The organism is Streptococcus sp. 21.1 (genome assembly GCF_016648635.1).
Taxonomy (GTDB): domain Bacteria; phylum Bacillota; class Bacilli; order Lactobacillales; family Streptococcaceae; genus Streptococcus.
Map to the genome: position 1 here is coordinate 22602 of NZ_JACLQL010000007.1, position 18832 is coordinate 41433.

Sequence of the window (18832 nt, forward strand, 5' to 3'; positions counted from 1 at the left end):
TTTTTTGATAGAATAGGAAGGTATTTTATAAAGGAGACTTTTTATAATGAAGAAAAAACTTCTGACACTCTTCTTGAGTGCCATGTCAGTTTTCTTTGTTTTCGGAGCTAAGGTATCTGCTGAAACAATTTCAGTCGTTTCAGACACAGCCTATGCCCCATTTGAATTCAAAGATTCTGATCAGACCTACAAAGGTATCGACGTTGATATCATCAACGAAGTTGCCAAACGTAAAAATTGGGATGTTAACCAAACCTTCCCTGGTTTCGATGCAGCTGTTAACGCTGTTCAATCAGGCCAAGCAGACGCCCTAATGGCCGGTACTACTGTTACCGACGCACGTAAGAAGGTCTTCACTTTCTCAGACACTTATTACGACACTTCAATTGTTATCTACACACGTAGTAGCGACAAAGTCAGCGACTACAAACAATTGAAGGGTAAAACAGTCGGTGTTAAAAACGGTACCGCTGCTCAAACTTGGCTTGATAAAAACGCTAGCAAATATGGTTTTACAGTTAAAACTTTTGACACTAGCGACTTGATGAACAACAGCTTGGATTCTGGTTCTGTTGACGCAGCTATGGACGACACACCAGTTGTTAAATACGCTATTGGTCAAGGAAAAGACTACGCTATCAACATTAAGCCTGAATCTATCGGTAGCTTCGCTTTCGCTGTTAAAAAAGGCGGAAAACACGAAAATCTTATCAAAGACTTCAACGAAGCTCTTAAGGAAATGAAGAAAGACGGCACCTACGATAAAATCATGAATAAATGGTTGGGTGACTCAGAAAAATCTTCTTCCTCAAAACCTTCAGCAGATCTTAAATTGACTGGTGATGCTAACGCAAAAGCCACTCCTGCTAAGGAAACCTACACTATCTCAATGGACTCATCTTTTGCTCCATTCGAATACCAAAATGGTTCAGGTAAATATGTAGGTATCGATGTTGATATCATCAATGCTATTGCTAAAAACCAAGGCTTCAATGTAAAATTGACAAACCCTGGTTTCGATGCATCACTTAATGCTGTACAATCTAGCCAAGCTGATGCCGTATTGGCTGGTATGACCATCACTGATGCTCGTAAACAAATCTTTGACTTCTCAGATCCTTACTACACATCAAACATTCGTTTGGCTGTAGCTAAAGGAAGTAAGGTTAAATCTTACAAGGATCTTAAAGGTAAGACTGTAGGAGCTAAAAACGGTACGTCATCTTACTCATGGTTGGAAGACCACGCTGGTGAATATGGCTTTACTGTTCGTGCTTACGATGAAGCTTCTACTATGTATGACAGCTTGAACTCTGGTTCAATCGATGCTCTTATGGATGATGAAGCCGTTCTTCTATACGCTATCCAACAAGGACGTAACTTTACAACACCAATTGAAGGTATTGCCACTGGTGAAGTCGGATTTGCTGTTAAAAAAGGCACTAATCCTGAGTTGATTGAGATGTTCAACAATGGTTTGGCTGCTATCGTGAAAGATGGTACTTACGATAAGATTATCAATAAATACCTCGATAGCAACAAATCAAAAGAAGGAAGCTCAAAAAAAGCTACCGATGAAACAACCATCGTAGGCTTGATTAAAAACAACTACAAACAACTCCTCCAAGGTCTTGGAATTACCCTTGGATTGACCCTTCTTTCATTTGCTATTGCCATGATTATCGGTGTTATCTTCGGTATGATGGCAGTTGCACCAAATAAGACACTCCGCGTGATTTCGCAAGTCTTTGTTGACGTGGTTCGTGGTATCCCATTGATGATTGTTGCAGCCTTCATCTACTGGGGTATTCCTAACTTGATTGAAAATATCACTGGTCACCAATCACCAATCAATGATTTTGTGGCAGCGACAATTGCCCTCTCACTTAACGGTGGTGCTTATATTGCCGAAATTGTACGTGGTGGTATCGAAGCTGTTCCTATTGGTCAGATGGAAGCTAGCCGAAGCTTGGGTGTCCCTTACAATACAACAATGCGTAAGGTTATCTTGCCACAAGCGGTTCGCTTGATGTTGCCAAACTTCATCAACCAATTTGTTATCTCATTGAAAGATACGACTATCGTATCAGCTATCGGTTTGGTTGAACTCTTCCAAACTGGTAAAATCATCATTGCTCGTAACTACCAATCATTCCGTATGTATGCGATCTTGGCCATCCTTTACTTGGTCATCATCACATGCTTGACGAAATTGGCTAAACGACTAGAAAAGAGACTTAAATAATGGCTGAATTGAAAATCGATGTGCAGGACTTGCACAAATCATACGGCGACAATGAAGTCCTCAAAGGCATTGACGCCAAATTCTACGAAGGTGACGTTGTATGTATCATCGGTCCTTCAGGTTCAGGTAAATCAACCTTCCTTCGTACGCTTAACCTACTTGAAACAGTGACATCTGGTAAGGTAGTCGTTGATGGCTATGAATTATCAGATCCTAAGACAGACCTTGACAAAGCCCGCGAAAATATCGGGATGGTCTTCCAACATTTCAACCTCTTCCCACACATGACAGTCCTTGAAAACGTGACATTTGCACCTGTTGAACTCGGACGTATGAATAAGGAAGAAGCTGATAAATTAGCTATGGATCTTCTTGATCGTGTGGGACTTGCTGACAAGGCAGATGCAATGCCAGATAGCCTATCAGGTGGACAAAAACAACGTGTGGCGATTGCACGTGGTTTGGCAATGAATCCTGATATCATGCTCTTTGACGAACCTACTTCTGCCCTTGACCCTGAAATGGTCGGAGACGTTCTTAACGTTATGAAAGAATTGGCAGAGCAAGGTATGACCATGATTATCGTTACTCACGAAATGGGATTTGCTCGTCAAGTTGCCAACCGAGTAATCTTTACTGCGGACGGTGAGTTCCTCGAAGATGGTACTCCAGATCAAATCTTTGATAACCCACAACACCCACGTTTGAAAGAATTCTTGGACAAGGTTCTAAACGCCTAACTAATTATCAAAACAGTTACTCTTGCTAGAGTAGCTGTTTTTGATTGCCATTTTGGATAAGAAAAACAGAGCAAGTGCTAGACTTGCTCTGTTTCATCATTTAGTTCAGGGTGTTTTGCTGCTTCTTCCCTTGCCAAGCGTTCACGCTCAAGACGGAGTTTTCGGTTAGGATTTAAGCGCGTAAAGAGTTCTTCAAGTTTCTTTGGATTCCAAACATCGGCCGCAGAAACAAAATTTCCATCTTTATCCCTGAAGGATATCGGTTTATCTCCCATTGTAAACCTCTTATTTCAATATTTTTAAATTCGCCAACTTCACGTAGTTAGTAAGGTTGCTTGGCAGACCGCCATAGCAATTGGCCTAGACTATCAAGTGCTTGGCACTTAGAGAGTCTTTCATGGTCACGACACGAAGGAAAGTCGGTCGATTATACCGATTTTACGTAGTTAGTGAGGTTGATAGGCAGACCCCCATAGCGACTACCGTAGACTAGCAAGTGCTTGGCACTTAGAGAGTCTTTCATGGTCACGACACGAAGGAAAGTCGGTCGATTATACCGACTTTACGCAGTTAGTGAGGTTGTTAGGCAATCCGCCATAGCGGCTGCCGTAGACTAGCAAGTGCTTGGCACTTAGAGGGTCTTTCATAGTCACGACACGAAGGAAAGTCGGTCGATTATACCGACTTTACGCGGTTAGTGAGGTTGATAGACAGTCCGCCATAGCGGCTGCCGTAGACTATCAAGTGCTTGGCACTCAGAGAGTCTTTCATGGTCACGACACGAAGGAAAGTCGGTCGATTATACCGACTTTGCGCAGTTAGTGAGGTTGATAGGCAATCCGCCATAGCGGCTGCCGTAGACTATCAAGTGCTTCAGCACTTAGAGAGTCTTTCAACGTCAATCCACAAACTCAAATTCGAAGTTACCAATACGAACGATGTCGCCATCCTTAGCACCACGTTCACGAAGCGCTTCATCAACTCCCATACCACGCAATTGACGTGCAAATTTCATGATTGATTCGTCACGTTCCATGTTGGTCATAACAAAGAGTTTTTCAAGTTTCTCACCAGAAAGTACCCATGAGGCATCATCGTCACGGCTAATTTCAAATGGACGTTCATCCTCGTTAAAGCCGTAGTAAACTTCTTCTTGTTCCATATCATCTTCGCTATAAAGCAAGAATTCGTCTGTCTCATCAAGCAATTTTGCAGTAGCTTCTAAGAGATTTTCCAAACCTTGGTGAGCCAAACTTGAAATTGGGAAAATTTGTGGCAACTCATCGAATTCATCGTAGTTAGCAGCCAATTTTTCCTTAAACTCTTTCAAGTTTTCCTCAGCCTCAGGCATGTCCATCTTATTAGCCACAATAATTTGTGGGCGTTCCATCAAGCGTAAGTTGTAAGTTTCCAACTCTTTATTGATCTGAAGATAATCCTCGTAAGGATCACGCCCTTCACTCGCTGACATATCAATCACATGAAGTATAACACGTGTACGCTCAATGTGGCGAAGGAACTGCGTTCCCAAACCAACACCCTGACTAGCCCCCTCAATCAATCCTGGAAGGTCAGCCATAGCAAAGCTCTCACCTGACTTAGTGCGGACCATTCCCAAGTTAGGAACAATTGTCGTAAAATGATAGGCACCAATCTTCGGCTTTGCTGCCGTTACCACACTGAGAATCGTTGATTTACCAACAGATGGGAAACCAACCAAACCAACATCAGCCAAAATCTTCAATTCCAATTGAAGTTCGCGTTCTTCACCTGGTTCACCATTTTCAGCGATTTCAGGAGCAGGGTTACGAGGTGTAGCAAAACGGATATTTCCTCGACCACCACGTCCACCGTGAGCAATGACAAACTCTTGGCCATCTTCAACCAAATCAGTAATAACTTTGCCGGTCTCAGCATCACGAACTGTCGTACCTGGCGGGATGCTAACAATGAGGTCTTCAGCACCTCGACCGTGCATTCCCTTGGTCATCCCTTTTTCGCCATTCTTAGCCTTGAATTTACGGTTATAACGGAAATCCATAAGGGTACGCAGACCTTCGTCAACCTTGAAAATGACTGAGCCACCCTTACCACCGTCACCGCCCCAAGGACCGCCATTGGGTACATATTTCTCACGACGGAAAGCGACCATCCCGTCACCACCACGACCAGCTTTGACACTAATCTTGGCTGTATCTAAAAACATACTCATCTCTATATCTCTCTTTCTGACTCGTGTGTCCTATCTCAAGACATTCTCATATAAAAGAATTTCTGACAGACACAAAAAAACGCTTGATAGCGTCTTAAAGGACAGCTGCGACTGCTTGGAAAATCAATGCCCCAACTGTTACTAATAGCATAATCAAAACGACCAATACTGTTAGACGTTCAAAAAATGATTTCTTACGTGGTCCGTTATCTCCAAATGCCACTTGAATTTACCTCGTTTTTTCTTCTATTATTTCACAATAATAGTAACAAAAATCTGCCCATTTCGCAACTCTTAACTAGCTTAAGCCAAAGGAATTCCAAAAACAGCCAAAGCTTCCAACTCCTCCTCGGTTAAACGTCGCCAAGCACCAAGTTCTAAATCATCTGGCAGACTTAAAGGCCCCATACTCATACGTTGTAACTCTGCCACTTCCTTACCACAAGCAGCTACCATACGCTTAACCTGATGGAATTTCCCCTCAGCAATGGTAATCTGAACCAAGCTAGTCCCAGCATCCCTATCTACGGATACAATCTCTAGTTTAGCTGGTTGGCAAGTGTGGTCTTTGAGTTCAATCCCTTTTTCAAAAGCCAGAATATCCTCCTGATCCATGATACCATCCACCTTGGCTTGATAAATCTTGTCCACATGTTTCTTTGGAGATAGCATGGCGTGAGCTAAGTCACCATTATTGGTCAATAGAAGAAGACCATGAGTGTCAATATCCAAGCGACCAACTGGAAAAACTTGCTTATGTCTTGCTGTGTCATCGAGTAAATCGAGCACTGTCTTGTGACGGGCATCCTCTGTTGCTGAAATGACACCCTGAGGCTTATTTAAAAGATAGTAAACAAAGGTCTCATGTGTCAGCTCCTGACCCAAGTAAGCAATTCGGTCTTCATTCTCATCAATCTGAACCTTAGCTGACGTCTCCACTTGACCATTTACAGTCACTTGCTTCTTTTTTAGGAAGGTCTTGACCTGACTACGACTCCCGACACCACAGTCTACCAAAAACTTATCCAGACGCATCTAAACTTCCTCCTTTATTGGAATCCAAACTTCCATCTCATAATCTTCAGCCTGACGATTTCCTGGGAGATAAACCTCTACAGTGGGCTGGTCAATCATTTCAAAATGGTTCTTAGCATAGTGAAAACTCTCCCAAACAGCTGCCGTTGCAGGCCCTCTAAGTTTAAATACCGCATAAGTAACCGGTGCTAGAGCAATCATTTCCATACTATCATCCTCACCAGCCAAGGCTGTTACATAAGTCTTGCGACTGCCATCATTGATCCGAATGCCATAGGTAGGAACAGCCAAATCATCTTGCTCTGCTAAAAAAGGTACCCAAAGGAAGTCTGTTGGCTTACCTAATTCCTCGCCTTCAAAAGCCATCCCTGAAAAACTCAAAAATCCCTTCCGAACAACTCTCACATCATAACGAACGGTTACTAAATCCAACTTTTGAATCACCTTTTTCAGTTTTGTCAGCTCAACTGGAACCTCGTCCGCTAGGACATAGGAAATCTTTTCTACAAATGCTTCTTTTTCGGCATTACCAGAGCCTATAGGAACCAAGACCCAATCTTCTGCTGCAACGCTTCGATCTTCACAAAGGTAGGTAAAGTACTTGCCTCCTTCGTTAAAAGAAACATCAGCTAAACGAAAAAGAGGTTCAGGCAAATCGACAACCACCATCTCAAGCCCGTTTGCCTTAAACAAGAGCTCTTGATCCCTTAAACGAGCCTTCATAGCCAAGCTATCACTATCAATAGAAAAGCTGTTATCCGAGTCCATTACAGACTGAAAGAAGGCCTGGTGTAAACCTGAAAAAGTCCAGACAGCATGCCAACGACACATCATCTCATAATCGTCAATGGTCACCAGAAGAGAGAGCTCCTGTTGGTCAGAAGCATAAGAATAGGCTTGAACGCTCAATTGGTCTGGTGTCAGGTAGTCATTAACAAAGACCGCAAAGTCATCCATTGTTTGAAAATCTGACATAAACGCTCCTTTTCTAATCCTCGACCGAGCCTGTCACATACATAGTAAATGTAGCCCTTGTAAGAATTTTCTCTTCCTGATTAGTAATGACAACTTCCACCACCTTAGTCGTCTTACCATTATGAACACATAATCCTTCAATCTTGAGTTGGTCAGACAAATGCCCTGCCTTGAGATAATTGATATTAGACTGAAGCGTCACCGCATAGTCACCTGTTGAAATGGCCACGAGCCCTGCGACCTGGTCACAAAGCGTAAATAGATATCCCCCGTGAGCATTACCAAAATAATTCAGGGACTTCTCGACTACCTTAGTTGTCACGATAACATGTCCCGTTTCAAATAGTTCTTCTTGAAAATTCTCAAATACACGGATCTCATGTAGTTTGTCTTCCATAGCAAGCCCTCCTATCGTTGCTCATTCCACACCTAGTGAAATGACACGTCTTTATCTACTAGTATAACACGAAGTTCATAAAGGATAATAAGCTTATTTGGCTAAGCTAATATCAACCTTAATATCTTCACGAAAAAGCTTCTTCACTCGACAATAATTATCCACAAAAGCCAAGAGTTCTTGTTCATTTTCCAAAATCAGATCCTTAGGTAAATGAATCGCAAGTGTGAAATGCCCTTCTTCATAGTTGGAATCAACCTGAATAGCAAGCTCCTCGATTCCCTGATACTTTGTAAAATAACTCTGTAGACACATGGTCACACAAGAAGCCAAAGCAATATTCACCAGGCTCATAGGTGTTTCCCCATCTTCCGTATAGCCAAAAAGTTCCACAGGTGCTCCATACCCCTCTGAAAGTGAATGGAATCGTTTGTCACCTTTAATTGTTGTTTGATACATCATATCACCTCAATCTGTTTTTATTATTATAACAAAGAGAGGCCTAAGGACCGAGCTGAACGATTTGAAATATCTATCAAAAAAACAGAAAGCGTAAGGGTTTTTAACTCTTATTTTCCAATAGATTAGTCTTGTACAAAACTGATATTACCTAGGGATTCCAGTTGAGTAAAAACGACTAGAAGCGTTTTTAAAATTTTGGTTTTTCATTTAAAATGAATTTATTAAGAAAAAAGGGAGACTATTATGAAAATATTTTCGAAATTAACTTTAGCCTCTATCTCAGTTCTTGCCTTGTTGACCTTAGCAGCATGTGGCAACTCTAAAGACAAAACTGACTCGTCATCTTCAGCACCATCATCAAGCAAGGTGATCAAAGAATCTTCTTCAACTGATTCAAGTGCTTCTGTAAAAGTCAACAAAGACGGATCAACTGAAGTCAGCGACGGAAACGGTAACTCAGCAAAAACAAACGGCAATAACACTGTAGAAGCCAACGATAGCGAGGGTAACAGCGCAACAGTTGGTCAAGATGGTTCAGTAGAAGTTAATAGCCAAGACGGTACAAACGTCAAAGTCAGATCAGACGGAACTGTCTCAATTGGTAACTAAATAAGATAAAAAAGGCTAGCTATTCTGCTAGTCTATTTTTTTAGATTTAGATTGATGTAAACGCTTCCTGAAAGTGTTATAATAGGCGTGGTAATCCAAATTCAGGAGGTGAGACAATGAAAAATAAAATCATCTTGGGATGTTTGGCTGCAGCGACTTGTGAGATTCTCTTTGGGCTCAGTTTTATCTTTACCAAATCTATTACAGCACAGGTCAGTGACCTGGCTTTAATCTCTTGGCGTTTTGTCACAGCCTTCCTTTTTATTAACCTCTATTTTCTCATCAGTCGACGTCGTATAAACATTAACGGTAGGAATCTTAAACCTCTGACACGTATTGCCATCCTCAATCCGATTATCTATTTTATCTGTGAAACGATTGGCATTCGTATGACGACGGCTTCTGAAAGTGGAGCCTTTCTCGCCTGCATCCCAGTCGTTGCCCTTATCATGTCTAGCCTTATTTTAAAAGAATGGCCCAGCCGTTGGCAGGTGGTCGGTGTCATCACAACCCTCGTCGGTATCATCATGGCTGTCTTTGCTGCTGGCGGTTCTACCCACTTCTCCCTGGTGGGCTACTTGATTCTAGGTCTAGCAGTTGTCTCCTACGCCCTGTATTGCGTTGATGTTGAAAGGGCTAGTCAATTCAGTAGCCTTGAGATTACTTATTTTATGCTTGCCAGTGGTTGCCTGACATTCGGACTCTTTGCACTCAGCCAAGGCTTTCTAGCAGGCGATTTGAAAGAGCTCTTGCTACTCCCTGTGATCAATCCAAAATTCACTATCACCATCATTTATCAAGGCTTGGGATGCAGTGTTCTGGGCTATCTTCTATCAAATTTTGCCATCGCAAATATCGGGGTTAACCGAACAGCATCCTTTATTGGGATTTCGACAATTATCTCAATTCTAGCGGCTGTCGTCGTCTTAGGAGAACCCTTCTCGTATTTACAAATTTTTGCAGGAATTTTAGTCGTCTTGGGCGTCTATGTGGCCAATAAAACCTAAAACTCTCGGGAATTAAGCTTCCGAGAGTTTTTAGTCTTAATCAAGCTCTGTTTGGATTAACACGACGAGTTCTTCCTCATTAGGAATGCTGCTTACCGCAGTCGGCTCAGGTAAAGCCTTATCTCCATACCCCTTAATAATATGTGATAAGAACACAGACGCTTTTGTCATGGCAAGAGGTAAAGAATCTGCCCTAATGCTACGACCAAAATCAGGAAAACTAATTTGATAACCTTCCTCAATCGTGTGAAAAATCGCTGGATATTCGTATAACATGTCTCTTCCCCCATTTCAATACTATACTCCTCTATGATAAGATGCGTTTGAAGAGAAGTCAACCAAAAATCGTTATAATAAAGGTATTGAAACCATTCGAAACAATACAGCAAAGTTAAAATAAGGCTTAGTCCGTATTCAACTTGAGAAAGTGGCACCGATTCGGTGCTTTTTTGAAACCCAAAAAGTCCCTTGGAATTATCCAAAGGACTCTTTTTATCTGTTCTATTTCTTAACCTCATCCAAAATCTCAATCACCTTATACAAATCTGGTTCTGTGATTTGGTAAGGCGCTTGTTCACGGACAATTGGTTTAGCACAAAAGGCGATGCCGATGCCAGCTGTCTTAATCATAGGCAAATCATTAGCACCGTCACCCATAGCAATGGTTTGCGAGAGTTCGAGATCATTTTCTGCTGCCCAATCTTTGAGTTTGGCTACCTTGACATCTTTGGTGACAATGTCACCATAGACCTTACCAGTTAAGACACCGTCAACCACCTCTAGGTGATTAGCCTTAACATAATCGATTCCTGCTTCAACTGCTAGTCTATCCACAGTCTCATGGAAACCTCCAGAAACCAAGCCTACCTTAAAGCCACGGGCGTGGAGTTCATCTATAAGTTCCTTGGCCCCCTTGTTGAAATGAATACGGGCGTAGACCTTGTCAAATATACTCTCTGGCAATCCCTTGAGGGTCGCCACACGCTCATTCAAGGCCTGTCTAAAATCCAATTCTCCACGCATGGCACGCTCTGTGATTTCAGCAACCTTTTGACCAACGCCTGCTTCTTCTCCCAATAAATCAATAACTTCTTCTTGGACTAGCGTAGAATCTACGTCCATAACTAATAAACCTTTAACTTCTGACATAATTACCTCGATTCTTCGATGTCTATATAAGCCTTCACTAGATTTAATTCAAATATGAAATGAAAAACGGACCTTACAAAAAATCTGGACCGCAGTCCAGAATCTTTCTCTTACATACGAATTTGTTCGCGTGTCTTCTCGTAAGATGATACAAAACGATCTGTCACACCTGGTTCAACTGTTTCCAAGGCATAAGAGATTTCTTCCAAAGATGCATCATAATCATGATCAACCTCAAACAATTTAAGTGCATGCTCAAAGCTACTTTGAACAGCAGGTTCGAACGAACGGTAGCGGTTTGAGTATTGCAAGAGTTGCTCAGTCAAGGTTGCATTTTGAACAACCAAGTAAGCAGTCTCTTCCAAATGATCAATGGCGTTTTTAGATGTTTCTGTCAAACGCATTACCGCATCAATATTAATACGGCCACGGCTAAGTTCGTCCATAAGGGCCTCAATTTGAGCACTAGTTGAGAAGAATACACTCAAGAAGGATTGAGGAATACCTGGCAGGTTACGTTTTTCCATGTAACGCTTGATAACATGCAATTTATTAACATAAAGATCAAGCTCTTCACGTGCTTTAGCTTCGTTTTTCTCAATAGCCTGAAGATTTTCAAAGACCTCAACCTGACCGTTTTCAACAGCTGACAAGGTATTAAGACTCTTTTCAAAGATTTTCTCAAGTTCTGAGAATGGTTTCACCTGAGTTTCAAAGTTTTCAAGGGTTGGAAGAACAGCCGTCTCCACACCTGAAATATCAGATGCAAAGCTACGAACATCTGCCGCATATGTTTCATCGAAGATGTAAGTCAACATAAGACGCTCAAGCTCTTCTTGAAGTTTCTTGTTGTTTTCTTTAGCATGCTTGAGATAATCTGGCAAAATTTTCTTTTGACGCATAACAACCTTGTATGAGGCAATTTCACGTTCAAAAATGCTATACAAGTTGTCAATTTTTTCTTGAATCTCAGCGTTTTCTTCTTCCGCACGGTCTAAATCAAGAGAAACCAACTCACTTGAGTTTGAACGGATAGCTTCACGAATTTCTTGGAAGCGACGTTCGATATTTTTCTCAGGGAAGTGATAATTTTGCTCAATCAACTTGCGATAGCCAGATTCCAAATCATCCAACTGATCTGGGAAATCATCTTCCAACTTAGCTACAATAGCAGGAATCTTCTCTGAAATTTGACCCAATGCAATAGTGTGCTCTTCTGCACGATCCAAGATAGTAGATGCTTCAACAGGGTCACCTGATGAGTTAAGAGTCACGAATTCTGCAAACTCAGCTTCAATGTTTTTAAGCTGCTTATTGATTTCGGTCATGGTAGAACCGAAATTATCAGAGTTTTCCTCGATTGAGTTTTGCAACTCTTCGTACAAGTCTAATGCATGCTTAACGCGAGCACTGTTCTTTTCTTCTTGTTCTTTCAAGGTTGAGAGCGCTTCGCGGATAGACTTGATGTCTTCTTCCACAAGATCTAACTGACTCTCAATGTTATTGATTTCACCACTAGCCTTGAAGAAATGGAAGGTATCGTTCATATTTTCAGCTTCGAAAATATGATTTTCAATATCTGCGAATGAATTTGTCGAGATATCAATCCATTTCTGATGCCATTCACGGAATGTTGTTTGACTTTGTCCAATCAAGTGAAGCTTTTTAACTTCTTCAATTTCTTCGTTAATTGGCAAGTCAAACAATTTTTGCTTGCGTTCTTCAAGCTGTGCAATCCGCGAATCATTTCGTTTTCTAATAAGAATACCGACTAAGTAAGCGATAATTACGAGCATAACTACCACTACAATCAGTAAAACAATTCCGCTAGACATAGTTTCTCCTTAATCGTCTATTATGTTCATAAATGTAGAATAACATTACGATTATATCATAGTTATCCTAGCATTGCACCCTTTTCTAAAAGAATATTAGATATCTAGAGTACTGTAAACGGCATTTTCTTCGATAAATTCGCGGCGAGGTTCAACCTTGTCTCCCATCAGCATATCGAAAATCTTATCGGCCTCTGCAGCATCATCCACAGAAACACGTGCCATCAAACGATTTTCAGGGTCCATGGTAGTTTCCCAAAGTTGGTGGTCATCCATTTCACCCAAACCTTTATAACGTTGTACTGTAGGTTTTGAACGTCCCACACTATACTTTTCAAAAGCAGCACGCAATTTGTCTTCTTGATCGGCACCAGGTTGGATGTATTCTTTAATCTCAGAACCAACCTTAACCCCATAAATTGGTGGTTGAGCAATGTAGACATAGCCTGCTTCCAAGACTGGACGCATAAAGCGGTAAATCAAAGTCAGAAGCAAAGTACGGATGTGGGCCCCATCGACATCGGCATCGGTCATGATTACCAACTTGTGGTAACGAGCCTTGCTGACATCAAATTCAGCTCCAAAACCTGTTCCCATAGCTGTGAAGAGAGAACGAATTTCTTCATTGGCTAGAATCTTATCCATGCTAGCCTTTTCAACGTTCAAAATCTTACCTCGAATTGGCAGAATAGCTTGGAATTCACGATTACGACCTGATTTAGCAGATCCACCGGCTGAGTCCCCTTCGACAATGAAAAGTTCATTCATTTCAGCATTATTCGATGAACAGTCTGCCAACTTCCCTGGAAGGTTAGAAATTTCAAGACCTGACTTCTTACGTGTCACCTCACGGGCACGCTTAGCGGCGATACGGGCCTTAGAAGCCAAAATCCCTTTTTCAACAATCTTCTTAGCGATAGCAGGATTTTCCAAGAGGAAGCGACTCAAAGCTTCACTGAAAAGACGATTGGTAATCTTAACCACTTCAGAGTTTCCAAGCTTGGTCTTGGTTTGACCTTCAAACTGTGGGTTTGGATGTTTAACAGAGATGATAGCAGTCAAACCTTCACGAACATCATCCCCTGTCAAATTATCATCTTTTTCTTTGAGAATCTTATTCTGACGTGCATAGTCATTAATGACACGCGTTAAGGCTGTTCGGAAACCTTGTTCGTGAGTACCACCCTCATGGGTGTGAATGTTGTTGGCAAAACTCATTACCGTTTCATGATAGCCAGTCGTGTATTGCATAGCAACTTCAACCGAAATACCATCCATCTCACCATCAGTGTAGATAGGTTCATCAAAGATAACATCCTTGTTTTCATTGATGTATTTCACATAAGATGTGATACCACCTTCGTAGTGATAATGTTTCTCTTGTTCGAGACCTTCACGCTTATCTGTGATAGAGATACGGAGCCCCTTGTTCAAAAAGGCTAATTCTTGGATACGTTTAGCCAATTTTCCAAAATCAAACTCGGTTGTCTCTTGGAAAATCTCTGGGTCTGGCGTAAAGTGAACAGTCGTACCATGTTTCTCTGTTTCACCAATTACTGCCAAATCTGCTACCACTACCCCACGTTTATACTCTTGGAAGTGGATATGGCCATTTTTATAAACCTTAACATCAAGTTGTGTTGAGAGGGCATTAACGACCGAAGAACCAACCCCATGCAAACCACCAGAGACCTTATAACCGCCTCCGCCGAATTTACCACCAGCGTGAAGTACTGTAAAGACAGTTTCTACCGCAGGACGGCCAGTTTTTTCTTGGATATCGACTGGAATACCACGACCATCATCGACAACCGTAATAGAATTGTCCGGCTCAATAAAGACTTGAATATGAGTGGCGAAACCAGCCAAGGCCTCATCGATTGAGTTATCGACAATCTCCCATACCAAATGATGCAATCCCTCTTTTGAGGTTGAGCCAATATACATACCTGGGCGCATACGTACCGCTTCAAGTCCCTCTAGGACTTGAATCTGGCTGGCATCATATTCTTGCGCTTTTTCTTCAAGATTTTTTAATTCATCAGTCATTTATGTCACAATCTCCAATAATGATTTATGGCCATCAACAAGCAAGGTATCCAGACCCGCTGCTTTTCCTGCCTCTATATCTATCTGGCGGTCACCTATGACCAAGCCGTGTTTAATATCGTATTTTTTAATTAAATAAAGGAAACTATCTGGACTCGGCTTTCTAGCAAAACCATTTTCAGAAGTTACAACCTCTGTAAAATAAGAGGCAATTTCTGCTTTATCAAGGATGTCTAGCACCAAGTGATTACGGTGGCTAACCAAAAAATTACGCCCACCCTCGGTCACAATCTTAGCTAGGATAGCCCTAGCACCTTCAAAAAGAACAGGTTCCTGTAAATGCTTGGCTTCCTCCTGCTTATATAGGGTTCGAAAATCAGCTATATCAGGCGCAAACATAGCAATGGCAGTGCTCGTTGATACCTTAAGGGCATCATAGACTGCTTGAGGTTCTGCTGTACGCTCAAATTGTTCTAAAGTTGCTAGAAAAGCTTGAGTTGATACCTGGTAATTATCCAACAAGGTACCACCCAAATCCCAGATATAATCTCCATAATTCATAACCTTAATTATAACATAAAAGGTTAGATTTTGCTTGCTTTTCACAGCTAAAAAGGGTTGGAAAACCTATCCAAACCTTAATTTTTTATTTCAGAATCAAACTCGCCACAATAGGACTAATAAAGACATATAGAATCCCTGTTACAGCAATTGAGAGACCACCCATGGCACCTGCAACCTGACCATATCTGAAGGCAGTTCCTGTACCTACAGCGTGTCCGGTTCCTCCTAGTGAAAGTCCGATAGCGACTGGGTCTTTCATCCCAATCATTTTTAGAAAGACAGGACCTAAGACAGAGGTTAAGATACCCGTAATAACAACTACAACCAAGGTTACCGTCGTAATCCCCTGCATTTTTTCCGAAATTCCCACAGCCATGGCAGTCGTTACAGACTTAGGAAAGAGCGAAATAGCCAAAAAATAATCCATTCCAAAAAGCTTAGCAATCAAGGCCGTGTAAGTCGTATTTAGAACACAAGCAACCGTTGATCCAATTAGAATACTCTTATAGTGATGGCGCATGAGGTGTAGATTTTTATAAAAAGGAACTGCTAGCGCGACTGTTGAAGGAATAATCAAACTGTTAAGATAAGAGCCACCGACATAGTAATCCTTGTAGGAAATTCCTGTATAGTGCAAAATGACGATAATCAGGGCAGTCGATACAAGAAGAGGCGTCGTCAAAGGATTAGGGAAACGGCGATAAATCAATAGCCCTAATGTGTAAGCTAGTACAGAAAGTGTTAGCCCAAACAAGGGTGTGTTAAAAAAATTAGCCACGTTTAACCTCCTCGTAATCACCTTCAAAATGTTTTTTGATGAAACCGACGACTACTGCAATCACTACAATATTAAGAACCAAGGCTCCCATAATAATCAAAATAATAGGGACAATATTCGCTGAAATAGCATTCCAACGTTCCATAATACCGACACCTGCTGGCAAAAATAGAATAGTCATATTGGCAATTAAAAATTCTGCCACAGCATGTATATGACGTAGACGAATCCACTTAAGCTGAAGAGCAATCAGAAGCAAGAATAAGCCAATAATGCTTCCAGGAATAGGTAATTTGAAGAATGTTGAAAGAGCTTCACCAATAACGGCAAACAAACAAATCAACATGAATTGAACGTAGTATTTCACAACTTGCCTCCTAGGTTTAATCACCTATTAGTCTACTCCTTTTTTTTTGAATTTCAAGAGTTTTCAGTAAATTCTTTTGAAAAATTGAGATCCATAAATCAGCCCCTTTGAACATAAAAAAATCCAACCCAAAGGCTGGACTCTATCACAGATGCCACCACCGAGAATTGAACTCGGAACGGAGCATTACCATTGCTCTATTATACCATTTAACTATAGCGGCAACTGTTTTAATCTTACCATACTTCTATTTACTGTGGCAAGATTTTTTGCTTATTTTTTATAAATTTAAGTCTTGGTAAGGCGTACGGTATCCAACCTGTAAAACCTTACCATCTTTAATCAAGATAGGACGTTTAATCAACATACCATCTGAAGCTAAGAGTTCAACAGCTTCATCAAGAGATAGCGTTGGTAGCTTATCCTTTAATCCTAGAGATCGGTAGGATTGTCCACTCGTATTAAAAAATTTCTTAAGCTCTAAATCTGATCCTGCCAAAAGCTCTTTTAAAAACTGAGCCGAAGGTGGGTTTTCCTTAATATTAATAGATTTAACATCTAAACCTAATTGATTGAGTTCCGCCTTTGCCTTACGACAAGTGCTACATTTGGGATATTCATAAAAAGTGTACATGTTTTTCTCCTTTTTTCTAGCATAAGACATCTGTCTAAGGATTGTCAAACCTAATGCCTTCTAAATGAAGTAAAAAACGCTTGGCTTCTTCTCCTGCTGCATATTTTCCTATATGACCACTACTAGGAAGAACCCGATGACAAGGGACGAGAATCAACCATGGATTCTTAGCAACAGCAGTTCCTACGGCCTGTGCCGATTGACATGAAATCACTTTTCCAATCTGACTATAAGTTCTGCTCTGACCCACAGGAATGTCCCGTAAAGCTGACCAAACTTTTAGCTGAAAGGCTGTCCCTCTATCAGCTAAAGGGAGGATATCTGGACTTGGATTCTTCCCTTTAAAATAAGCCTCTAACCAATCCCTCGTCATTTTCAAGATAGGATTTGAGTTGTCTACTAGCTCCTCTTCCTTGATTCCTGCCTGAAAATGCTTTTGTCCCTCCAACCAAATGCCATAAAGCGCTTGGTCACTTGCCACCAAACACAAGCGTCCAATAGGAGATAAATAATACTGACGATAAAACATATATTTATTATAACAAAAAGACAGGAATCTCTTGTTCCTGTCAATTAACTCTTATTATTTACCTTTAATCAAACGCACACGAACGATATTGTCGCTAGCCTCAAACTTAGCAACCAATTCATCAATCTTAGACTTGTCTGTTTCATCAAGGTCAAGAAGTGTATAGGCATAGTCTCCCTTAGAACGGTTGATGATATTATCAATATTGATATTAAAATCAGAAACCGCTGTAGAGATACGAGCCACAATATTAGGCACGTTTTTATTAATCAAGGTGATACGGTATGGGGCACTCAAGGCCTGTTGCACACGTGGGAAGTTAACAGAGTTAACAATCTCACCTGTTTCCATGAAACGACGAATGGTTTGACCGGCCATAATCGCACAGTTAAGTTCTGCTTCACCTGTTGATCCTCCAACGTGTGGGAAGACAGTCACATGAGGTTTGTTAAGTAGCTCTTCTGTACCAAAGTCGGTGATATAACGTTTAACCACACCTGTTTCCAAAGCATCAAAGAGGGCATCGTTATCTACCAACTCTGCACGGGCAAAATTAATGATAGTTGTCCCTTTTTGCATAAGGTTAAAGGCATCCGCATTGAAAGTTCCTTTTGTGTCAGATGTCAATGGAACGTGAACAGTGATATAATCACAGTTTTCAAAAATCTCTTTGAGATCAGAAACACGTCTTACATGGTGAGAAATATTCCAAGCTGCTTCAATAGAAACGTATGGATCGTAACCATAGACCTTCATACCCAAACGGTAAGCATCATTGGCAATACGTGCACCAATAGCACCAAGCCCGATAACACCAAGGGTCTTACCAGCAATCTCGCTACCAGCAAACTGTTTCTTCCCTGCTTCAATTTGTTTAGGAACATCGTCACCACTAAGTGTGTTAACCCAAGCATTGGCCGCAATATAGTCACGTGCTGAGAGTAAGATAGAGGCCAGAACAGCTTCTTTAACAGCGTTAGCATTGGCACCTGGAGTATTGAAGACAACAATTCCTTTTTCAGTTGCTTCGTCAACTGGAATATTGTTAGTTCCTGCACCAGCACGCGCAATAGCTTTCAAGTTGTCAGGGAAGACGGTATTATGGAGATTTTGACTACGAATGATGTAGGCATCTGGATTTTCCGCTAAATCACCATCAATTTGGAAATGATTTCCAAGTTCCTTCAAACCAATCTGGTTAATATTGTTATACGTTTTTACACTAAATACCATAATTTTATTCCT

Annotated in this window: 21 protein-coding genes and 1 tRNA gene; 4 read left to right on the forward strand and 18 right to left on the reverse strand. The window is 41.2% G+C overall.

The genetic code is table 11. The annotated features are described in order from the left end of the window. The first annotated feature begins 46 nt into the window (after positions 1-46). Both H7U01_RS06300 and H7U01_RS06305 read left to right on the forward strand, forming a co-directional pair. The gene (locus tag H7U01_RS06300; protein WP_045768497.1) at positions 47-2245 is read left to right on the forward strand and encodes an ABC transporter substrate-binding protein/permease; all 2199 of its coding nucleotides are present in this window, start codon (positions 47-49) and stop codon (positions 2243-2245) included. Continuing rightward, complete coding sequence (locus tag H7U01_RS06305) at positions 2245-2985, forward strand: amino acid ABC transporter ATP-binding protein (protein ID WP_002884797.1); 741 nt, start codon at positions 2245-2247, stop codon at positions 2983-2985. The genes H7U01_RS06300 and H7U01_RS06305 overlap by 1 nt, the downstream gene beginning before the upstream one ends. Before the next feature lie 77 nt (positions 2986-3062). On the opposite strand, the gene H7U01_RS06310 is transcribed toward H7U01_RS06305, so the two are convergent. From H7U01_RS06310 to H7U01_RS06340, 7 genes are all read right to left on the reverse strand, one after another. Beyond that, positions 3063-3260: a hypothetical protein gene (locus H7U01_RS06310; protein ID WP_021143779.1), complete on the reverse strand. Its 198-nt coding sequence runs from the start codon at positions 3258-3260 to the stop codon at positions 3063-3065. 623 nt (positions 3261-3883) lie between these two features. Then, complete coding sequence (gene obgE / locus H7U01_RS06315) at positions 3884-5197, reverse strand: GTPase ObgE (RefSeq protein WP_002891491.1); 1314 nt, start codon at positions 5195-5197, stop codon at positions 3884-3886. Positions 5198-5291: 94 nt separating this feature from the next. Beyond that, positions 5292-5420 carry a DUF4044 domain-containing protein gene (locus tag H7U01_RS06320; protein ID WP_002884629.1) on the reverse strand — a complete coding sequence of 43 codons (129 nt, stop codon included), beginning with the start codon at positions 5418-5420 and terminating at the stop codon, positions 5292-5294. Between the two features lie 80 nt (positions 5421-5500). Next, entirely contained in the window at positions 5501-6232 is a 732-nt protein-coding gene (locus H7U01_RS06325; RefSeq protein WP_201041296.1) for a pseudouridine synthase, read from the reverse strand. Further along, entirely contained in the window at positions 6233-7207 is a 975-nt protein-coding gene (locus H7U01_RS06330; protein WP_201041297.1) for a GyrI-like domain-containing protein, read from the reverse strand. A 13-nt stretch (positions 7208-7220) separates the two neighbouring features. Next, the gene (locus H7U01_RS06335; RefSeq protein ID WP_201041298.1) at positions 7221-7604 is read right to left on the reverse strand and encodes a PaaI family thioesterase; all 384 of its coding nucleotides are present in this window, start codon (positions 7602-7604) and stop codon (positions 7221-7223) included. A gap of 93 nt (positions 7605-7697) precedes the next feature. Continuing rightward, entirely contained in the window at positions 7698-8063 is a 366-nt protein-coding gene (locus H7U01_RS06340) for an OsmC family protein (protein ID WP_201041299.1), read from the reverse strand. A gap of 246 nt (positions 8064-8309) precedes the next feature. Here H7U01_RS06340 and H7U01_RS06345 point away from each other — a divergent pair, with 246 nt between their 5' ends. Beyond that, positions 8310-8675 (forward strand): histidine kinase, encoded by a 366-nt coding sequence (locus H7U01_RS06345; RefSeq protein ID WP_070576771.1) that lies wholly within the window; start codon positions 8310-8312, stop codon positions 8673-8675. Between the two features lie 116 nt (positions 8676-8791). Next, entirely contained in the window at positions 8792-9682 is an 891-nt protein-coding gene (locus H7U01_RS06350) for a DMT family transporter (RefSeq protein WP_070576768.1), read from the forward strand. 36 nt (positions 9683-9718) lie between these two features. Here H7U01_RS06350 and H7U01_RS06355 read toward each other — a convergent pair whose 3' ends face one another. The 11 genes from H7U01_RS06355 to H7U01_RS06405 form a co-directional block, all read right to left on the reverse strand. After that, positions 9719-9958 (reverse strand): hypothetical protein, encoded by a 240-nt coding sequence (locus tag H7U01_RS06355; RefSeq protein WP_002884756.1) that lies wholly within the window; start codon positions 9956-9958, stop codon positions 9719-9721. A 225-nt stretch (positions 9959-10183) separates the two neighbouring features. Next, positions 10184-10831 (reverse strand): phosphoserine phosphatase SerB, encoded by a 648-nt coding sequence (serB, locus tag H7U01_RS06360; protein ID WP_201041300.1) that lies wholly within the window; start codon positions 10829-10831, stop codon positions 10184-10186. Between the two features lie 110 nt (positions 10832-10941). Continuing rightward, positions 10942-12666 carry a septation ring formation regulator EzrA gene (gene ezrA, locus H7U01_RS06365; protein ID WP_201041301.1) on the reverse strand — a complete coding sequence of 575 codons (1725 nt, stop codon included), beginning with the start codon at positions 12664-12666 and terminating at the stop codon, positions 10942-10944. A gap of 96 nt (positions 12667-12762) precedes the next feature. Beyond that, positions 12763-14715 carry a DNA topoisomerase (ATP-hydrolyzing) subunit B gene (gyrB, locus tag H7U01_RS06370; protein WP_195413465.1) on the reverse strand — a complete coding sequence of 651 codons (1953 nt, stop codon included), beginning with the start codon at positions 14713-14715 and terminating at the stop codon, positions 12763-12765. Further along, complete coding sequence (locus tag H7U01_RS06375) at positions 14716-15276, reverse strand: HAD-IA family hydrolase (RefSeq protein ID WP_070576761.1); 561 nt, start codon at positions 15274-15276, stop codon at positions 14716-14718. 85 nt (positions 15277-15361) lie between these two features. Further along, the gene (locus H7U01_RS06380) at positions 15362-16057 is read right to left on the reverse strand and encodes an LrgB family protein (protein WP_070576758.1); all 696 of its coding nucleotides are present in this window, start codon (positions 16055-16057) and stop codon (positions 15362-15364) included. Then, on the reverse strand, positions 16050-16424 hold the full coding sequence (locus tag H7U01_RS06385) for a CidA/LrgA family protein (RefSeq protein WP_037598332.1): 375 nt from the start codon (positions 16422-16424) through the stop codon (positions 16050-16052). Before H7U01_RS06385 ends, H7U01_RS06380 begins: the two co-directional genes overlap by 8 nt. Positions 16425-16576: 152 nt before the next feature. Beyond that, positions 16577-16647: transfer RNA gene (locus tag H7U01_RS06390), tRNA-Thr, on the reverse strand. Between the two features lie 57 nt (positions 16648-16704). Next, a complete protein-coding gene (locus H7U01_RS06395; protein ID WP_037598335.1) occupies positions 16705-17058 on the reverse strand; it encodes an arsenate reductase family protein in 354 nt (117 codons plus the stop codon). A 34-nt stretch (positions 17059-17092) separates the two neighbouring features. Next, positions 17093-17587: a methylated-DNA--[protein]-cysteine S-methyltransferase gene (locus H7U01_RS06400; protein ID WP_156246962.1), complete on the reverse strand. Its 495-nt coding sequence runs from the start codon at positions 17585-17587 to the stop codon at positions 17093-17095. Between the two features lie 54 nt (positions 17588-17641). Next, the gene (locus tag H7U01_RS06405; RefSeq protein ID WP_156246963.1) at positions 17642-18820 is read right to left on the reverse strand and encodes a 3-phosphoglycerate dehydrogenase family protein; all 1179 of its coding nucleotides are present in this window, start codon (positions 18818-18820) and stop codon (positions 17642-17644) included. Positions 18821-18832 lie beyond the last annotated feature (12 nt).